The organism is Actimicrobium sp. GrIS 1.19, from assembly GCF_035984655.1.
Classification (GTDB): Bacteria; Pseudomonadota; Gammaproteobacteria; order Burkholderiales; family Burkholderiaceae_D; genus Actimicrobium.
Map to the genome: position 1 here is coordinate 47,624 of NZ_JAXCHT010000013.1, position 17,148 is coordinate 64,771.

A 17,148-nucleotide genomic window follows, 5' to 3' on the forward strand; every position below is an offset into this window, starting at 1 on the left:
CCGCTGTTGCGTAACAGGCGCCTCGCCACGAACGGCGGCCTCGCCAGGCGCTTGCGGCGAGCAAGCCCCTGGCGAGTAACAAGAATCAGGTGCCGGCCACCGTCATGCTCTCGATCAGGATCGAGCCGGTCTGCTTGGTACCGCGCCGCAGCGTATCGGCACCGACCGCGACGATTTGCAGCAACATCTCTTTCATGTTGCCGGCGATCGTGATTTCTTCCACCGGATATTGAATCACGCCATTTTCGACCCAGAAACCCGAGGCACCGCGCGAATAATCGCCGGTGACGTAATTGGTCCCCTCGCCCATCAGCTCGGTCACCAGCAAACCGGTGTGGAGCTTCTTCAGCATGGCCTTGAAATTATCGGTTGGCGCTGTCAGCGTCGAGGTCAAGGTCAGGTTGTGCGAACCGCCGGCGTTACCGGTGCTCTTCATGCCCAGCTTGCGGGCCGAATAGGTCGACAGGAAATAGCCCTGCACAATCCCGTCGCGAACCACTTCGCGGCGGAACGTGCGGCATCCTTCGTCATCGAACGGCGCCGAACCAACGGCTCCGATCACATGCGGATCTTCGACGATCTGGATGTGGTTTGACAGCGCCTGCGTGCCCAGCGAATCAAGCAGGAAACTCGACTTGCGGTACAACGACACGCCCGATACCGCCTGCACAAACGTGCCGACCAGCCCGGCTGCCAGCGGCGCTTCGAACAGCACGGCGCACTTGCGGGTGCCCAGGCTGCGTGCGTTCAGGCGTGCCAGCGCACGCTCAGCCGCATAGCGGCCCACTGCTTCGGGTTTTGACAGTTTGCGGGGATCACGCGACGTGGTGTACCAGTCATCGCGCTGCATCTTTGCGCCGCGACCGGCAATCGGCGACACCGAAATCGAATGCCGTGAAAAGGCGTAGCCGCCCATGAAGTCGCGCGAATTGGCGGCGATGAAATGCGATTCCTGCGCATACACGCTGGCGCCTTCGCTGTTGGTCACGCGCGGATCGACCGCGAATGCGGCGGCTTCGCAGCGTTGTGCGATGGCGACTGCCTGTTCCGCGCTGATGTGCCACGGATAGTGCAGCTTCAGATCCAGCGGATTCTTCTCGAACATGTCCGGATCGGGCAAGCCGGCGCAGTCATCCTCGGCGGTGAAGCGGGCGATGTTCCAGGCGGCCTCGACCGTTTCCTTCAGGGCTTGCTGGGAAAAATCCGACGTGTCGGCGTTGCCGCGCCGGGTCTGGCGCTCGCCGCCCAGATACACCGTGACGCCAATGCCCTTGTCCTTATTCTGCTCGATGGTCTCGACCTTGCCTTTGCGGACCGTCACACCGAGGCCAAACCCCTCATTGATTTCGACGGCGGCATCGGAGGCCCCGCGTTCCCGGGCGTAGCGCAACACGTCCTGTGCCAGCTGTTTCATCTGATCCGGGCTGTAGCTAAACACGGTATTGCTCATGGGCTGTTTTCTGGGTCGAGACATTAAAGCGGTTATCATAGCAGTCGTTTACAGAATGGCTTACTGCCTTAACATTTCATCATGCCTAATCCCAATCGCGGAAACTGCGGCTTTCAATCCACCGAATTTGAGCAGGAATACGACCGCCCTTCCAAATCCCAGCTCAAGCGCGACATGACCGCGCTGCAAAAACTGGGCGCCGAACTGGTCGCCGAAGCGCGCGACCGCGTCAAGCGCGTGCCGATGCCGGAGGATGTGCGCGAAGCCATCCTCGAATGCCAGCTGATCAAGGACCACGAAGGCCGCCGCCGCCAACTGCAATACGTTGGCAAGAAAATGCGCACCCTCAACGAAGAAGAACTCGCTGCCATCCAGCGCACGCTCGATAGCTGGCGTGGCCTGTCCAAAGCCGACACCAATGCGATGCATGCGCTGGAACGTCGGCGCGACAAGCTGCTCACCGATGAAAAAGTCCTGACCGACCTGCTGTCGCAGAATCCCGAACTCGATGCCCAGCATCTGCGCGGCCTGATTCGCAACGCCCGCAAGGAGCAGGCCGAGAACAAACCACCGAAGGCCTATCGCGAGCTGTTTCAGATTCTCAAGCAGGTCCAGGCCAAAAACACCCCTGCTGCAAGCGACGACGATGCCGACGACGAAGACTGATCCCGCATCGCTGCGGATCGGACTGGTTTCGATTTCCGATCGCGCCGCAACCGGCGTCTACGAAGATCAGGGCCTACCCGCTTTGCGCGACTGGCTCGGCCGCGCCCTGACCAGCCCGTGGCAGATGGAAACCCGTCTGATTGCCGACGACCAGGCCGCCATCGAAGCGGCCTTGATCGAACTGGCCGACGTGCATCGCTGCGACCTGATCCTCACCACCGGCGGCACCGGCCCGGCGCGACGCGACGTCACGCCCGAGGCGACGCTGGCCATCGGCACCAAGGTCATGCCCGGCTTCGGCGAGCAGATGCGACAGATCAGCTTGCACTTCGTCCCAACCGCGATCCTGTCGCGCCAGGTCGCGGTGATTCGCGAGACGCCGGCGCATGCGGCACTGATCCTGAACCTGCCGGGACAGCCCAAATCCATTCGCGAAACGCTTGAGGGCCTGAAAGACGCCGACGGCAAGCAACTGGTGCCGGGCATCTTCAGCGCCGTCCCGTATTGCATCGATCTGATCGGCGGACCCTACGTCGAGACCGATGCGGCGGTATGCAAGGTATTCCGGCCAAAATCCGCGCTGCGCAACCCGCCCGCCTGAACCTGCACTGCCTCACTGACTACTCAACTCGCCATGACCCACTTTCCGCTCGACAGTATCGAAATCGAAACCGGCCCGAATCCGACCGTGGCCGTGATCTGGATGCATGGCCTTGGCGCCGACGGCAATGACTTCGTGCCGATCGTGAAGGAACTCGAATTGATGGGGTGTCCGCCGATTCGGTTCATCTTTCCCCACGCGCCGACCATGCCGGTGACGATCAACAACGGTTATGTGATGCGGGCCTGGTACGACATTCTCGGTACCGATCTGGTCAAGCGTGAAGACGAGGCCGGGTTGCGCAAGTCGCAATTCGCCGTGGAGCAGCTGATCAATCGCCAGAAATCGCTCGGCATCCCAGCCAATCGCACCATCCTCGCCGGCTTTTCACAAGGCTGTGCCATGGCGTTGCAAACCGGCTTGCGCTATCCGGAAACGCTGGCGGGGCTGCTGTGCCTGTCAGGCTACGTCCCGTTGCATACGCACCTCGCCAGCGAGCGTCATCCGGCCAACCAGGCCACACCGATCTTCCTTGCCCATGGGCGTGGCGATCCAGTGATTCCGTTCGCTCGGGCGGAGCAGTCGCGCGATTTGCTCATCGCGTTGGGCTATGCCGTGGAGTGGCACGACTACCCGATGCAGCATTCCGTTTGCCCGCAGGAAGTCGACGATATCGGCAACTGGTTCAGGACATTGCTGCGTTCTACCTGATCCGGGTAACGGAAAGGCCTCACAAGACGCCTCTTCCAGTACGCCGCCCCGATTGTTTGTCAGTGTGCCCCAGCGATCCAGCGGCACTCGCGCTCCTCTGCCCACCCTGATTCTGCCGGACATGGAACCGGACCGCCTTCATTTCGCACCCTGAAATGACGCAGTTCGCGTCGCATTCAGTCATCCAACCGATAAGGTGAAAAAATGATTAATAGCACATACAACAACATGGATTACCGGAACTATGCGGGAAGTAGCTACGGTAGCGGCGGACTGAGCTATGGGGCAACCCAGGCTCAAAGTGATTGGCGGTTTGGTCAGCCCGATCAAGGACAGTGGGGTGGAAACCCCTCTCAAGGGTCTGGTTCATTCGGCGACAAAAGCAGTAGCGACATGGGCTCGATGATGAATATGATCATGCAACTGCTATCCATGCTGTTCGGAATGCTCTCAAATGGCTCGGGTGGCGGCTACGGTAGTTCGGGTGGCGACTCCGGTAGTGGGGGTGGCGGCTACGGTATTGGAGGTAATCCATACCGATTCGGAGGCGGTTTCGGGGATATGGCTTCGTTCGGCGGCGACAACACTGTCGAATAAGTTGCCCTGGAAAGCCGTCGTTATCGAAAAACGACGGTTTTTCCGCCATTGAGCAAGATCCGGTGTTCGATAAACCATTTCACCGCGCGCGCAAGAACAACGCATTCCACGTCACGGCCGATCGCTGTCAGCGTCTCCGGCCCCATCGCATGATCCACCCGCTCGACATCCTGCTCGATGATCGGACCCTCATCCAGATCGCCGGTGACGAAATGGGCGGTCGCGCCGATCAATTTGACGCCGCGTACATGCGCCTGCGCATAGGGCTTGGCGCCCTTGAAGCTGGGCAGGAACGAATGGTGGATATTGATGGCCTTGCCGCGGAACGCCTCGCACACGGCCGGTGACAGAATCTGCATGTAACGCGCCAGTACCACGAGGTCAATGTCGTGCAGGCTGACGAGTTCCAGCAGCTTTTGCTCCTGTCGAGTTTTGTCAGCATCCGAAGCGCCGGCAGCCAAAGGCAGGTAGTGGAACGGAATGTTATAGCTGGCAGCCAGCTGATAAAAATCCATGTGGTTCGAGACGATCGCCGGAATCTCCACCGGCAGCAAGCCACTGCGGTAGCGAAACAACAGATCGTTGAGGCAGTGACCGATCTTCGACACCATCAGCATCATTTTCGGCTTCTTGCGGGCGTCATTGAGCTGTGCGGTCATTTGCATGCTGGCCGCCAGCGCGTCGAAATTTGCACGCAGCGCAGTTTCGCTAACCGACGGATCGTCCGCTGAAAAATGTACCCGCATGAAAAACAACTGCGACTGGTCATCGCCGAACTGTGCCGAGTCAATGATATTGCAGCCATGCTCGACCAGAAAGCCGGAAACACGATGAACAATGCCACGTTGATCAAGGCAGGAAAGCGTCAGGATATATTCCGGATGAGTCATGGTCGGAGCGCAGGATGTTGGAGAAACGGGCTTCATTGTCGCATGGCGCGACGGCCCCGCCAGCATTCCTGGACAGCTATTCGCACACGGCAAGGATCGTGCGGCGACGCCTCACGGACGAACCACTCGACGGCCCGAAGGACCGCCGATCAACGGCCTGACCCGCAGCATGTGCGCGCGGGTCTGCCGGGTGGGTATTGCGGTGTCAGACCACCGACTTCGCCACGGCAAGTGGTCGGGCCGCATCAACGCCACCGACCTGGACATCACCCGACAACTGTCCGCCTTCTTCGATGACGACCTTGCCATAACGGATCTTGCCGGACACCTTGCCGGTGGAATAAATCACCAGCTTTTGTCGCACGATCAGTTCGCCATCGAATTCGCCGCGGATTTCAGCGATGTCGATTTCGGCCGAACCCTTGAACGCACCGCTCTGCGCAATCTGGATCACGCGTGAATCCATGGTTGCCTCGACCCGTCCTTCGACGACCAGTGTGTCGCAGTCGGTAATTTCGACGCCCTTGAGCTTGATGTTCGGGCCGACGATCAATTTGCTGCCACCTTCATTGGTGCTGGATGCGCTGTTGGGACTGGCCGGCGCAGGATTCGGCGACGCTGGCGACGTGCCGGCCGATGCGGTACTGCCCGGGCCGGAGGTCTTGGAAATGCCAGTGTTGTTGCCAGACAGATTACTGCCCGTGCTAAACGGTGAATTGGGTGTGTTGGTTTCGCGTTTCCCAAACAGCGTTTCGGATCGAAGCATGGTATCTCCTGTAAGTGCGTGATGAGTCAAGAAAAATGGAGGAACACAGGCCGCGCCGACAAACCATCGCACACGCAGGCGGTTCGCCGCTGTGTATTGATAACTACTGGATGATGCGAAGGATGCATTTGGCCTGTTTGACGAGCGATAACGACGGTGATTCTGTGCACAAGTCTGGGCACAAGCCGCCCCATAGGCCGGCCCGCAAATTGGGCTTGTGTTACATCAAAAAGTTCCGAGATTGTTACATTTCAGTAAAAAAGCACGATCGTTCCAGATTACGCTATAGTCCTCGCACTTATTTCTGTCCCGGAGACCCAAATGACCACCAGCACAATGATGAACCAGCAATTCCGCCTGGCCGCGCGGCCAGTGGGTCTGCCCAAAGCCACCGACTGGCATTTCACCACCGAACCGGTGCGCGATCTGGCCGACGGTGAAGTGCTGGTGCAAACGCTGTACCTGTCGCTTGATCCGGCCATGCGCGGCTGGATGAACGACGCGAAATCGTATATCCGGCCCGTTGCGATTGATGAAGTCATGCGGGCTGGCGGGATCGGCCAGGTGATTGCCTCGAAGTCAGCCAAATTTGCCGTCGGTGATTTCGTTTCCGGCGGGCTCGGCGTGCAGCGCTATTGGACCGGCGCCGCCGACGACAAGACCGCTGCCCTGTACAAGGTCGATCCGAAGCTGGCGCCGCTGCCAAAATACCTGAACGCACTCGGCATGCCCGGCATGACCGCCTACTTCGGCCTGCTCGAAGTGGGCCAGCCCAAGGCGGGCGAAACCGTGGTGGTATCCGGCGCCGCCGGCGCGGTCGGACAAACGGTCGGACAGGTCGCCAAACACATGGGCTGCCGCGTGGTCGGGATTGCCGGCGGCAAGGAAAAATGCGACTTCGTCGTCAATGAACTCGGCTTCGATGCGTGTATCGACTACAAGAGCGGTTCGGTGCGGGACGGGCTCAAGGAGCACTGTCCAAAAGGCGTGGATGTGTATTTCGATAACGTCGGCGGTGAGATTCTCGACACCGTGCTGACCCGCATCAACCAGAAGGCCCGGATCGTTATCTGCGGCGCGATCTCGCAGTACAACAACACGACGCCAGTGAAGGGTCCCGCCAACTATCTGTCGCTTCTCGTCAATCGGGCCCGCATGGAAGGGATCGTCGTGTTCGACTACGCCGACCGCTATCACAAAGGCGTCGACGCCATGAGCAAGTGGATGCAGGAGGGAACCTTCAAGACGCGCGAGGATATCGTCGTCGGCCTGGAGAAATTCCCGGAGGCGTTGCTGATGCTGTTCGAAGGCGGCAACTTCGGCAAACTGGTGCTGCAGGTCGCGCCGGAAGCCTGATACGCCTGGCGGGTGCTGGCCGGCCCGCCTATTTTCGGGCCGGCACCTCGAACATAAGGCTGCCCCAGAAACTGTCCCAATCCACTTCCGCCGAATCGGTGGCCGCGATCATCTGCACCGTGCTGATCATCCAGACGCCGCTGTAGGGCAAATTGAAGCTCGTTTCGCCATTGGCATCGGTCAGGGCGCGAATCGAAACGGTTTGCTGCTGCTGATGGTGCCAGGCTCTGAGCAATGCATTCGTCAGCGGCTTGCCGTCGAACAGTAACCTCAGCCGCAGTGGCGCTCCCACCGGTTGCGATAGCGGGTCGTTCAGCGGCAGGATTTCCAACCGCTGGCCGGTGCGCACGGCAAAGGTGTCGTCTGTCTTGCCGCCGGCACGCAGCAGTGTCTTGGTGTTGCGACGGAATCGTTCGCGCCCCGGCTCGGCGGATTTGTTGCCGATCTTGCGCTGCAGGATCAATCGGTCCAGTCCTTCGTCGTGCAAATAGGCCTCGAACTTGTCCGCAGCGAGGGTAATTTGCGCCGGATGGCTATCGAACGCAATCAGATGTGTCCCCGCTCGCGCAAGCGTGACGGGAATTGCTCCGACCGCCTCGGTGGTGGGCACCAGGGGCATCAAATCGACCAACTGACCGTTCGCATAATGCCGCAGCGCCGCGGTATGGCTGGTGAGAAAACCTGCCTGGACTCCCTCGAAGTATTCGCCCACGGCCATCTGCAGCTGCGCCTGCGCGCCGACCGCGGCGGAAAATGGCGTCGCACTGATCCAGAATTCGTGCGTCATTCCCACGCCGGGAACAAGCAGCAACAGCGTTGGCAATACTTTTTTCAACCAGTTGTCCATGCGCTTCCCGATTCAACGTGACCATACCGATCCGGTATGGATCTCTATACGGCGCGCACGCGTCCCCGGATGCGCCTTTTTTTCGCGAGCGTGATTCTGCGTTATCAATGGCATAGTTACATTTGTCGCTTACCATCTCCTTGTCTTCCCGCTTCCACCAGAGACTGAAAAGTCAGAACAAGGTGACGTCATTGATGAACATGGATTCGCCAAGCCGGACACTGCTGGCGCTGCGCAACCTGGTTCGCGTCAAAGCCGTGGCTGCACGGACGCCGCCATGAGACGCCTGACGGCACTGCCGCTCTGGCTGGAAATCACGATCGTGTTGATGTGCAAGGCGCTGCTGCTGTGGCTACTCTGGAGCGCTTTCTTCTCCGCCCCGCAAACCAGGAAAATGCGCATGCCGACACCGCAGGTCGAACAGCACCTGCTGTCGGCGCCGGCCCCCGTTCCCCCACCCCGCCGCGAGAACCCCAATGATCCCCGTTGACGAAGTCATCGCCCTGTCGCGCCTGCAATTCGGCGCAACCGCGCTGTACCATTTCCTGTTCGTACCGCTGACACTCGGCCTGTCGTGAATACTTGTAATCATGGAATCGGTGTATCTGATGACCGGCAAGGAAATCTACCGGGACATGACCAAATTCTGGGGCAAGCTGTTCGGCTTGACATCCTCCCCGCCCTCAGCCTGACGGCTGGCGCTTGCGCGCAAAGGACGGGGATTCCTACTGCGCACACAAAACCTCTTGCACGTCGCTTCGGTGGGTTCCTGCTGCTGACGGCCTGACAGCGCCGTTCACTTCACAGGCGATCCGGGCCGTGTCCGGCCCTTCTTCATTGCTCGGTTGAGACAGTTGCGCCAAGGCGCGATCCAGCACGTTGATCGCGCCTACGACATCAGCATTGTTCTCGTACCAGCACACGGTACACAGAAATGCCGACTGGGTCTTACGATTGTCCTTGTCGACATGCCCGCAGCACGGGCATGTCTGGCTGGTGTGGTGGGCGGACACCTTCATAAAATACCCGCCGTTCCAGTAGAGTTTATATTCAAGCTGCCGGCCAAACTCGCCCCATCCCTGGTCGAGAATTGCCCGATTCAATCCCGCCTTGGCACGCACGTTCGTACCTGGGGTTTCAATCGTGCCTTTCGACGACCTGGTCATATTCACGATCTTCAAGTCTTCGACGGCGACCAGCGCGTGGTTGTTGCTGATGGTCGTTGTCGCCTTGTGCAGGAAGTCGTTTCTTACATTGCCAATGTCAACGTGAATCTGCGTTACTTTGGCCTTGGCTTTCTTCCAGTTGCTGCTGAATTTGACCTTCCTACTCATCCGGCGCTGGTATTTCGCCAGACGCTGTTGGTGCTTCTTGAAACTGTCCAATGGTGCGACGCAGGAGCCATCCGACAGGGTGGCGAAGCGGGTAATGCCCACGTCGACACCGACGGCGTCGGTTGCCACCGGCACAGGTTCTGCCACTTCGCGCTCGGTCTGAATCGACACGAACCATTTGCCTGCTTTTGTCGACACAGTGATGTTCTTGATGGAGCCTACGATGTCGCGGCTGTTGCGGTAGCGGATCCAGCCGAGTTTGGGCAGGAAGATCCGGGCGTTGCCCGGCTCCACCTTGAATTGTTTTGCGTCCGGATAGCGAAAGCTGTCACCGCGGCCCTTCTTCTTGAACGTTGGGAAGTCGGCGCGACCGGCAAAGAAATTCTGGTAGGCGCGATCGAGGTCTTTCAGCGCGTGCTGTAAAGGATGGTTGGGAGCGTCAGCCAGCCACGGGGTTTCGCTGCTGTGGCGCCAGCCGGTGAGAAGCTTCGCCACCGATTCATAGCGGATGAACTTGCCGCCGGCGGCGCGATTGTCCTGCTGCAACGCCAATGCCTTGTTAAAAACAAACCGGCACGCGCCGCCAAAGCGTCGCAGCGTGCGCTGGTGCAGGCCGTTGGGCATCAGTTCGTATTTGAAGGCTTGGCGTCGGATCATGTTGTAAAGATACAGAGTCGAAATCGATCGTGGCAAGAGTAAGGCGAAAACAAAGGCAAGGCCGGCGTCGTCGTCCGCGTTATCCTTCCCAGCCCTGAAGGACGAGGTTTGTCACGCATTCCGATCAATTTTGCAATGGGCGTGACGACCGGCATCACGCTGGAAATCCAGTTCGGCACCAACTGGGCTTACTACTCGCATTATGTCGGCGACATTTTCGGCACGCCGCTGGCCATCGAAGGGATGATGGCCTTCTTTCTGGAGTCGACCTTCGTCGGGCTGTTTTTCTTCGGCTGGGACCGGCTCTCGCGCCAGCAGCATCTGTTGGTGACCTTCCTGGTCGCGCTCGGGTCCAGTCTGTCGGCGCTGTGAATCCTGATTGCAAACGGCTGGATGAACAACCCGGTCGGCGCGGAATTCAATGTCGAAACGATGCGCATGGAGCTGGGCAGCATCAAGGATGTCATTTTCAATCCGGTGGCGCAGGTCAAGTTTGTCCACACGGTCGCGGCCGGGTATGTGACTGCGTCGATGTTCGTGCTGGGCGTGTCATCGTTCTACCTGCTCAAGGCGCGCGATACCGCATTCGCGCTGCGCTCGTTTGCGATCGCCGCTGCCTTCGGGCTGGCTTCCACGCTGTCGGTGATTGTGCTGGGCGACGAATCGGGTTACACCGATGGCGAAGTCAACAAGGTCAAGCTGGCTACCATTGAAGCCGAGTGGGAAACCCAGCCGGCCCCTGCCGGCATCACCGTCATCGGACTGCCCAACAACCAGACCGAGCACACGGATTACGCCGTCAAGATTCCGTATGTGCTGGGCCTGATTGCGACCCGCTCCACCGACGGGAAGGTAACCGGCATCAAGGAGCTCAAGCAGCAACATGCGGTGCGCATTCGCAACGGCATGCTGGCCTATGCCGCCCTGACCCGCCTGAAGTCCGGCGACAAATCAGCCGAAGCGCGCGCCGACTTCAACCGTTTGAAAGCCGACCTCGGCTATGGTCTTCTGCTCAAAAAGTACACGCCCAACGTGATCGATGCGACGCCAGAACAAATCCAGTCGGCGGTCAATGACACCATCCCGAATGTCGCCCCGCTGTTCTGGTCGTTCCGCGCGATGGTCGGACTGGGCCTGCTGTTCCTGTTCATTTTTGCGAGCGCGTTCTATTTCCTGGTGCGCAAACGGCTGACGCCGCAGCGCTGGTTGCTGCGGCTGGCAGTCTGCAGCATTCCGTTACCCTGGGTCGCCGCCGAGCTGGGTTGGGTGGTGGCCGAGTATGGACGCCAGCCGTGGACCATTGCCGGGGTGCTGCCGACCCATCTGTCCGCCTCGACCCTGCAACCGTCGAGCCTGTAGTTCAGCCTGGCCGGATTCCTCGGCTTTTATACGCTGCTGCTGGTGATCGAAGTGTTCCTGATGATTAAGTATGTGCGACTTGGCCCGAGCAGCCTGCACCTGGGCCGCTACCATTTTGAACATCCTGTTGCCGCCACCGCCTGAGGCCGATCATGCCATTCGACTATGAAACACTGAAAATCATCTGGTGGGGCTTCATCGGTGTGCTCCTGATCGGCTTTGCGCTAACCGACGGATTCGATCTGGGCGTCGGCATGTTGCTGCCCTTCGTCGGCCGCAGCGATGGCGAACGGCGTGTCGTCATCAACACCATCGGCCCGACCTGGGAGGGCAATCAGACCTGGTTCATTACCGCTGGCGGCGCGCTGTTTGCGGCCTGGCCGCTACTGTATGGCGCGGCGTTCTCGGGCTTTTACATTGCCTTGATGCTGGTGCTGTTTGCGCTGTTCTTCCGGCCGGTCGGTTTCGATTACCGCAGCAAGATTGCCGATCCGCGTTGGCGCTCGACGTGGGATTGGTGCCTGTTTGCCGGCGGCTTCGTGCCTTCGCTGGTGTTTGGCGTGGCCTTTGGCAATCTGCTGCTGGGTGTGCCGTTTCACTATGACGACACCATGCGCATGGAATATACCGGCGACTTTTTTGCCCTGCTCAATCCGTTCGGCATCCTTGCCGGGCTGCTGAGCGTCGCCATGCTGGCCTTGCATGGCGCTACGTTCCTGCAGGTGAAAACCGACGCCGAGGTGGCGCGGCGGGCCCGCGCGGCCGCGATGATTGCCGCGCTGATCGTCATCGGATTGTTCATCGGCGGCGGCGTCTGGGTCGCCAACGGCATCCAGGGATTCAGGATCACCGCCATGCCCGATCCCAACAGTGCCTTCATGCCGTTGGCAAAAACCGTCTGTACCGCAGCCGGCGGCTGGATGGCGAACTATGTCCGCTGGCCGGCAACGGCTGCCATCCCGGCCGTGGCCCTGCTTGCCGCACTCGGCAGCTTCCTGGCGAGCTGGCGACGACTTGCCCTCACTGCGTTTCTTGCCAGTGGCACCGCAGTCGCCGGAATCATCCTCACTGCCGGTGTCACACTGTTCCCGTTCATCATGCCGTCGTCGTCGCACCCGGCCAGCAGTCTGACCGTCTGGGATGCCGTGGCCAGCCAGAAGTCGCTCGGACTGATGTTCTGGATCGTCGTGATCATGATGCCAGTCGTGATCCTCTACACTAGCTGGGTGTACCGGATCATGCGCGGCAAGGTCACGCTGGCACACATTCGCGACAACGAACACGGCGCATATTGATCTTCAAGGAGCGGGCAATGTGGTATTTCACCTGGATTCTCGGACTTGGCCTGGCACTGGCCTTCGACATCATCAATGTGATGTGGCTGGAGGCCAATTACGCATTTGGCCAACGTGACGAAAAAGAGACAGTTCGCAATTTTGAGCAGTCGCGCAAGGAGGGGTAGCGATTGGCTCAAAAACATGCGTGCGGTTCACGAACGGCGAACCGGCATCACGGTATAATGCGCCAAAATCGAGCTCCTACTTACGTTCACTTTCCCGGAAGTCGCCCACCATCATGCGGTCCATAGAACTATCAGGCGGCCCGCATGCAGTGCTGGCGCTACACGGATTGCTCGGCAATCCGCTTGAAATGCAATTTGTCGGCAGAAAATTGCAGCGCGCCGGCTACTCGGTCACCATTCCGCTGATTCCCGGCTATGGCTATGCCAGCGGCCAGAATACCTCGTTTGCGACGACCCGCAGCGAGCAATGGTATGACGAAGTGCAGCGCCAATTCGATACGCTCAAGCGTAACCATGATTCCGTCTCCGTGGTCGGCCTGTGCATCGGCGCGGTGCTGGCGCTGCGTCTGGCGAGCGAACGTTCCGACGAAATCGCCGCACTCTCGTTGCTGGCGACCACGCTGAGCTACGACGGCTGGAGCATCCCCAAATACCGGTTCCTGCTGCCGCTGGCCTACTACACCCCGGCACGCTATTTGTACTCCTACAAGGAACGTTATCCGTTCGGCATCAAGAATGCCAACCTGCGCAAGTGGATCGCGCGGGAGATGGAAGTATCAACCTCGTCCGCTGCTGGCGCTGCACGCCTGTCCGCAGAAGGCATCTTCCAGGCGGACCGACTGATTCGTCGCGTTCGGAAAACGCTTGCGACCGTTCGTTGTCCGACGCTGATCATGCATGCCGAAGAAGACGATGTGGCAACACCGAAGAGCGCGGATCTGGTCGAACGCAGCATTGCCTCGACAATGAAGAAGAAGATAATTTTGCATGACAGTTATCACATCATTACACTTGATAATGAAAAGGAACTGGTTGCCAGCGAGACGGTCGGCTTCTTCGATCAGGCAATCCAATCCTGGCGCCAACCAGAAAAAAAATCGGCGTAACATTTTTGCCGCATCACTCACCCGAACTGATTTCATGACTTCTTTTTCTACCGTAGCAAAATTGTTGTCGGAGCGCCTCGAACTCGATGTCAACACGATCCTGCCCGACACCGAACTGGTAACGCTGGGCGCCGATTCGCTGACCGTCGCGGAATTGATGTTTGATCTCGAGGATGAATTCGATATCAGCTTCGGCGACGAGCGTCCGAGCCTGGTGATCGTGCAGGACATCGCCGACAACATCGACCGTCTGATCAACAACAAACCGGCAGCCTGACCGGGATGGAACGCGTCGTCATCACCGGAATCGGTGCCATTTCGGCGCTTGGGATCGGCGCTGACACCAATTTCACCCAGGCTCTCGGCGCGCAATCGGGAATCGATCTGGCGCAAGTCGATTCCGCCCATCACCACATCGCGCAAGTTGCCGCACAAATTCGTTTTCCCCTGCCGGACCTGATCAAGAAAGCCGAAGCACCGCTGTTCGATCGCGTTGCCCTGCTCGCCTGGATTGCAGCCAGTGAGGCGCTGCAGCAAGCCGGCATCGACCCGACGCAACATGACCTCACCGACAGCGGCGTGTTCTGGGGCACCGGCATGGGCGGCGCAAATACGCTTGAGGCGGCCTATGTGGACTTGTTCGTCGCCGAAAAGAATCGCGTCCGACCGCTGTCCATCGTCGCCGGCATGAACAATTCCTCGGCCTCGCACATCGCGCTCAAGGCAGGATTCGGCGGCAGCGTCATGACCTTCAGCAGTGCCTGCGTCTCGTCGGCGCAGGCCATCGGCGAGGCATTTCGGCACATCCGTCACGGCTACGCACCACGGGTGCTGGCCGGTGGCTCGGAAGCGTTGCTCACCTTCGGCGTCATGACCTCGTGGGAGGCATTGCGGGTCATTGCCTTTGCAGATCCCGACGATGCGCGACGTTCCTGCAAGCCGTTCTCGTCGGATCGCAGTGGATTGGTATTGGGTGAAGCGGGTGCAGCAGTGATGCTTGAATCGTTGTCATCGGCGCAGGCGCGCGGCGCCACCATCCTGGCCGAGCTGGTCGGCTATGGCACCAGCAACGACGCGACCCACATGACCAAACCCGACCCGCACGGACAGGCGCGCGCGATGCGCATGGCATTGGCACAGGCCGGCATGGGGGCCGCAGGGATCGACTACATCAATGCCCATGGCGCCGCCACTGCGGCAGGCGACATCGCCGAAACCACATCGATCAAGGAAGTCTTTGGCGCCCATGCCGCGGCACTGATGGTCAGCTCGACCAAAGCGGTACACGGTCACACACTTGGCGCAGCCGGTGCGCTGGAATTTGTCCTGACGGTGCAGGCCCTGCGCACCCAGTCAGTCCCGCCCACCGCGTTCCTGACCCAACCGGACCCGCTGTGCGATCTGGATTATGTTCCCAACGAGGCCCGCCTGAACCAGTCGGTACGCGCGGCGATGTCGAATTCGTTCGCATTCGGCGGCAGCAATGTGGCACTGATCGCTACGCCATTCCCGAACAATTGACGACCGCGTCAGGCAAAAAAAGCACTGCTGTCGAATTCAGCAGTGTTTTTTTTTTGCCTCGCCCGAATTGCTTCGGGACGATTGCGGCTACTTAGTTGCGGATGATGCGCTTGTACTCGTTGGTACGGGTATCGATCTCGATCATGTCGTCCTGGGCAACAAACAGCGGTACCTGAACCGTGTGCCGATGTGCCTCGACTGCATTTTCAATGGTCGCTTCCTTCAGCACATTGCCGGACGTATTGCCCTTGACCGCAGGCTCCGAGTAGATCACCTGGCGCACCAGAGTGGTCGGCAGCTCTACCGAAATGGCTTTGCCGTCATAAAAAATGGCTTCGCATTCCATGCCGTCCTTGAGGTAATGCAACGCATCGCCCAGGTTCTCTTCTTCGATTTCAAACTGGTTGTACTCGGCATCCATGAACACGAACAACGGATCTGCGAAATACGAATACGTCACCGGTTTTTTATCGAGCACGACCACGTCGAACTTGTCGTCGCCACGCATGACGTTTTCCTGCGGGCTATTGGTCAGCAGGTTCTTCATCTTCCATTTGTACGTAAAACCCGTGCGGCTTGAACCATTGACATCAGAACGCAAGATGATCATCGGCTTGCTGTCAATCATGATGATATTGCCGACGCGAACTTCTTTTGCAGGTTTCATAAAGTGTGTATGTAAGGTGGGTTGCATGAAAATCAACGTCGCCTGTTGGTCAAAAGCCCCTCAGCGCACATTTGATCGAATTCGTTGGAAATTAGCCCAAGATTATACCTTCTAATCTTCCGGTACCGACCGCAGCACAGCCGCGAACCGCATCAAATTGCCAGCCAGATCGCCATTCGCCAACATTTCCTGCTGCCACGTCGTCGCCCTGAGCGCAATCGCGGCCCGATCATCCTGCAATGCCCGCCACATCGCAGGCCAGTCTGTCGCGCAGTTTGCTTCATCTGCGACCGCGCCATTCCAGTGCAACGAGAACGCGGTCACGCTGTCGATATCCGGTGCGTAAGCTTGCAGGAAGGCCTTCAGTTTTACGCGGTGCAGGTTCTTATCCTGCGGGTAGATATGCCAGACAAACGGCTTGCCCGCCCACTGCGCCCGCACGAACGAATCCTCGCCACGCACGACATTGACGTCGCAGGCCCACAGAATCTTATCGTAATCGCGTTGCGCGACAAATGGCAAGACCCGCACTGTCAGCGCGCCCTGCGTCTGCACGGCGCCTGCTGCCGCGCGTACCCCGAGAAAACCCTCAACGGTTTCAACCGCAACGCCTTCCGGCACCAGGCAGGTGACGGGCTCAGCGCCAGCTTGCCAGGCGTCGAAGAGGGCCCGAACCGGCGCGTGCGGATAGCAAAACAGGGATACCTTGGTCGAGACGATTTCCGCTGGCGTGACGCCGAATTGTCCAAGAAAACCGGCCAGCTCCGATCGACCTGCCTGAAATGCGTCGCGCTCAATGTCCAACGCTGCTTCGCGCAACAAGCCGCCTGTGCGTGCAGTGAAGCCCGGGAAGAAGAAATGCTTCGTCAGCGACAGGCGCGGATGCGGTGAAGGCAGGGTGTGACAGTCCTCCACCCATTGCTCGGCGCTCAATCCCTCGAGATTGAACCACAGCGGGCGCGGGCGGCACTGCGCCATCGCGGCAATGTAGCCAGGCGGAATATCGCAACCAAAAAACTCAATGACGATATCGGCCACGTCCCTGACCGCAAACACGCCGTCCTGATCACGCCACTGGCGAATCGTCACACCGGCAATCTGTTGCACGTCGGCTTCCAATGCGACCTCGGGGCAAAGCCGTTGAAAGCTGCGCAGATCATCGACCCACAACGACACCGCCAGATGGTGCTCTTGCGTTAGCTGCCTTGCAAGACGCCAGCAAATACCGATGTCGCCATAGTTGTCGACAACCTTGCAAAACAGGGCGAGAGAGGATCGGGTCGGGAGCATTTTTGCGGATTCGGTTTCAGGCAGCGA

At 59.2% G+C, this 17,148-nt stretch carries 18 protein-coding genes and 2 pseudogenes; 13 read left to right on the forward strand and 7 right to left on the reverse strand.

Annotated features, from left to right (window positions below; genetic code table 11):
• Positions 1–85: 85 nt before the first annotated feature.
• Entirely contained in the window at positions 86–1,450 is a 1,365-nt protein-coding gene (gene pmbA, locus RCH09_RS10870) for a metalloprotease PmbA (RefSeq protein WP_326941110.1), read from the reverse strand.
• Between the two features lie 81 nt (positions 1,451–1,531).
• Here pmbA and yjgA point away from each other — a divergent pair, with 81 nt between their 5' ends.
• The 4 genes from yjgA to RCH09_RS10890 all read left to right on the forward strand — a co-directional run bounded on the left by yjgA (position 1,532) and on the right by RCH09_RS10890 (position 4,025).
• Complete coding sequence (gene yjgA / locus RCH09_RS10875) at positions 1,532–2,116, forward strand: ribosome biogenesis factor YjgA (RefSeq protein WP_326941111.1); 585 nt, start codon at positions 1,532–1,534, stop codon at positions 2,114–2,116.
• Positions 2,097–2,717, forward strand: a complete 621-nt coding sequence (mog, locus tag RCH09_RS10880) for a molybdopterin adenylyltransferase (RefSeq protein ID WP_326941112.1) — start codon at positions 2,097–2,099, stop codon at positions 2,715–2,717. Before yjgA ends, mog begins: the two co-directional genes overlap by 20 nt.
• Before the next feature lie 33 nt (positions 2,718–2,750).
• Positions 2,751–3,428, forward strand: a complete 678-nt coding sequence (locus tag RCH09_RS10885; RefSeq protein ID WP_326941113.1) for an alpha/beta hydrolase — start codon at positions 2,751–2,753, stop codon at positions 3,426–3,428.
• Between the two features lie 204 nt (positions 3,429–3,632).
• Positions 3,633–4,025, forward strand: coding sequence for a hypothetical protein (locus RCH09_RS10890; RefSeq protein WP_326941114.1), 393 nt, complete (start codon positions 3,633–3,635; stop codon positions 4,023–4,025).
• 20 nt (positions 4,026–4,045) lie between these two features.
• Here the strand turns inward: RCH09_RS10890 and purU are convergent, their stop codons facing one another.
• The gene (gene purU, locus RCH09_RS10895; protein ID WP_326941179.1) at positions 4,046–4,915 is read right to left on the reverse strand and encodes a formyltetrahydrofolate deformylase; all 870 of its coding nucleotides are present in this window, start codon (positions 4,913–4,915) and stop codon (positions 4,046–4,048) included.
• Positions 4,916–5,120: 205 nt separating this feature from the next.
• A complete protein-coding gene (locus tag RCH09_RS10900; RefSeq protein WP_326941115.1) occupies positions 5,121–5,681 on the reverse strand; it encodes a bactofilin family protein in 561 nt (186 codons plus the stop codon).
• Between the two features lie 321 nt (positions 5,682–6,002).
• Between RCH09_RS10900 and RCH09_RS10905 the strand changes: the two genes are divergently transcribed.
• On the forward strand, positions 6,003–7,037 hold the full coding sequence (locus RCH09_RS10905) for an NADP-dependent oxidoreductase (protein ID WP_326941116.1): 1,035 nt from the start codon (positions 6,003–6,005) through the stop codon (positions 7,035–7,037).
• Between the two features lie 28 nt (positions 7,038–7,065).
• Here the strand turns inward: RCH09_RS10905 and RCH09_RS10910 are convergent, their stop codons facing one another.
• Positions 7,066–7,884, reverse strand: coding sequence for a DUF4198 domain-containing protein (locus RCH09_RS10910; protein WP_326941117.1), 819 nt, complete (start codon positions 7,882–7,884; stop codon positions 7,066–7,068).
• A 277-nt stretch (positions 7,885–8,161) separates the two neighbouring features.
• Between RCH09_RS10910 and cydP the strand changes: the two genes are divergently transcribed.
• Both cydP and RCH09_RS10920 read left to right on the forward strand, forming a co-directional pair.
• The gene (gene cydP / locus RCH09_RS10915) at positions 8,162–8,374 is read left to right on the forward strand and encodes a cytochrome oxidase putative small subunit CydP (RefSeq protein ID WP_326941118.1); all 213 of its coding nucleotides are present in this window, start codon (positions 8,162–8,164) and stop codon (positions 8,372–8,374) included.
• A pseudogene (locus RCH09_RS10920) lies at positions 8,361–8,552 on the forward strand (cytochrome ubiquinol oxidase subunit I); the annotation flags it as partial. The gene cydP and the pseudogene RCH09_RS10920, both read left to right, overlap by 14 nt.
• 57 nt (positions 8,553–8,609) lie before the next feature.
• Here the strand turns inward: RCH09_RS10920 and RCH09_RS10925 are convergent.
• Positions 8,610–9,875: an RNA-guided endonuclease InsQ/TnpB family protein gene (locus RCH09_RS10925; RefSeq protein WP_326941119.1), complete on the reverse strand. Its 1,266-nt coding sequence runs from the start codon at positions 9,873–9,875 to the stop codon at positions 8,610–8,612.
• 123 nt (positions 9,876–9,998) lie between these two features.
• On the opposite strand from RCH09_RS10925, the pseudogene RCH09_RS10930 reads away from it, so the two are divergent.
• The 6 genes and pseudogenes from RCH09_RS10930 to RCH09_RS10955 form a co-directional block, all read left to right on the forward strand.
• Positions 9,999–11,378, forward strand: a pseudogene (locus RCH09_RS10930) (cytochrome ubiquinol oxidase subunit I); the annotation flags it as partial.
• 8 nt (positions 11,379–11,386) lie between these two features.
• A complete protein-coding gene (gene cydB, locus RCH09_RS10935; protein ID WP_326941120.1) occupies positions 11,387–12,529 on the forward strand; it encodes a cytochrome d ubiquinol oxidase subunit II in 1,143 nt (380 codons plus the stop codon).
• Between the two features lie 17 nt (positions 12,530–12,546).
• On the forward strand, positions 12,547–12,696 hold the full coding sequence (cydX, locus tag RCH09_RS10940; protein ID WP_326941121.1) for a cytochrome bd-I oxidase subunit CydX: 150 nt from the start codon (positions 12,547–12,549) through the stop codon (positions 12,694–12,696).
• 113 nt (positions 12,697–12,809) lie between these two features.
• Positions 12,810–13,643, forward strand: coding sequence for an alpha/beta hydrolase (locus RCH09_RS10945; RefSeq protein WP_326941122.1), 834 nt, complete (start codon positions 12,810–12,812; stop codon positions 13,641–13,643).
• A 34-nt stretch (positions 13,644–13,677) separates the two neighbouring features.
• Entirely contained in the window at positions 13,678–13,920 is a 243-nt protein-coding gene (locus RCH09_RS10950; RefSeq protein WP_326941123.1) for a phosphopantetheine-binding protein, read from the forward strand.
• A 5-nt stretch (positions 13,921–13,925) separates the two neighbouring features.
• On the forward strand, positions 13,926–15,164 hold the full coding sequence (locus tag RCH09_RS10955) for a beta-ketoacyl-[acyl-carrier-protein] synthase family protein (protein WP_326941124.1): 1,239 nt from the start codon (positions 13,926–13,928) through the stop codon (positions 15,162–15,164).
• Between the two features lie 91 nt (positions 15,165–15,255).
• Here RCH09_RS10955 and RCH09_RS10960 read toward each other — a convergent pair whose 3' ends face one another.
• Together RCH09_RS10960 and earP are read right to left on the reverse strand one after the other, a co-directional pair.
• Positions 15,256–15,831 (reverse strand): elongation factor P, encoded by a 576-nt coding sequence (locus tag RCH09_RS10960; protein ID WP_326941125.1) that lies wholly within the window; start codon positions 15,829–15,831, stop codon positions 15,256–15,258.
• A 111-nt stretch (positions 15,832–15,942) separates the two neighbouring features.
• Entirely contained in the window at positions 15,943–17,121 is a 1,179-nt protein-coding gene (gene earP / locus RCH09_RS10965; protein ID WP_326941126.1) for an elongation factor P maturation arginine rhamnosyltransferase EarP, read from the reverse strand.
• Positions 17,122–17,148: the final 27 nt, after the last annotated feature.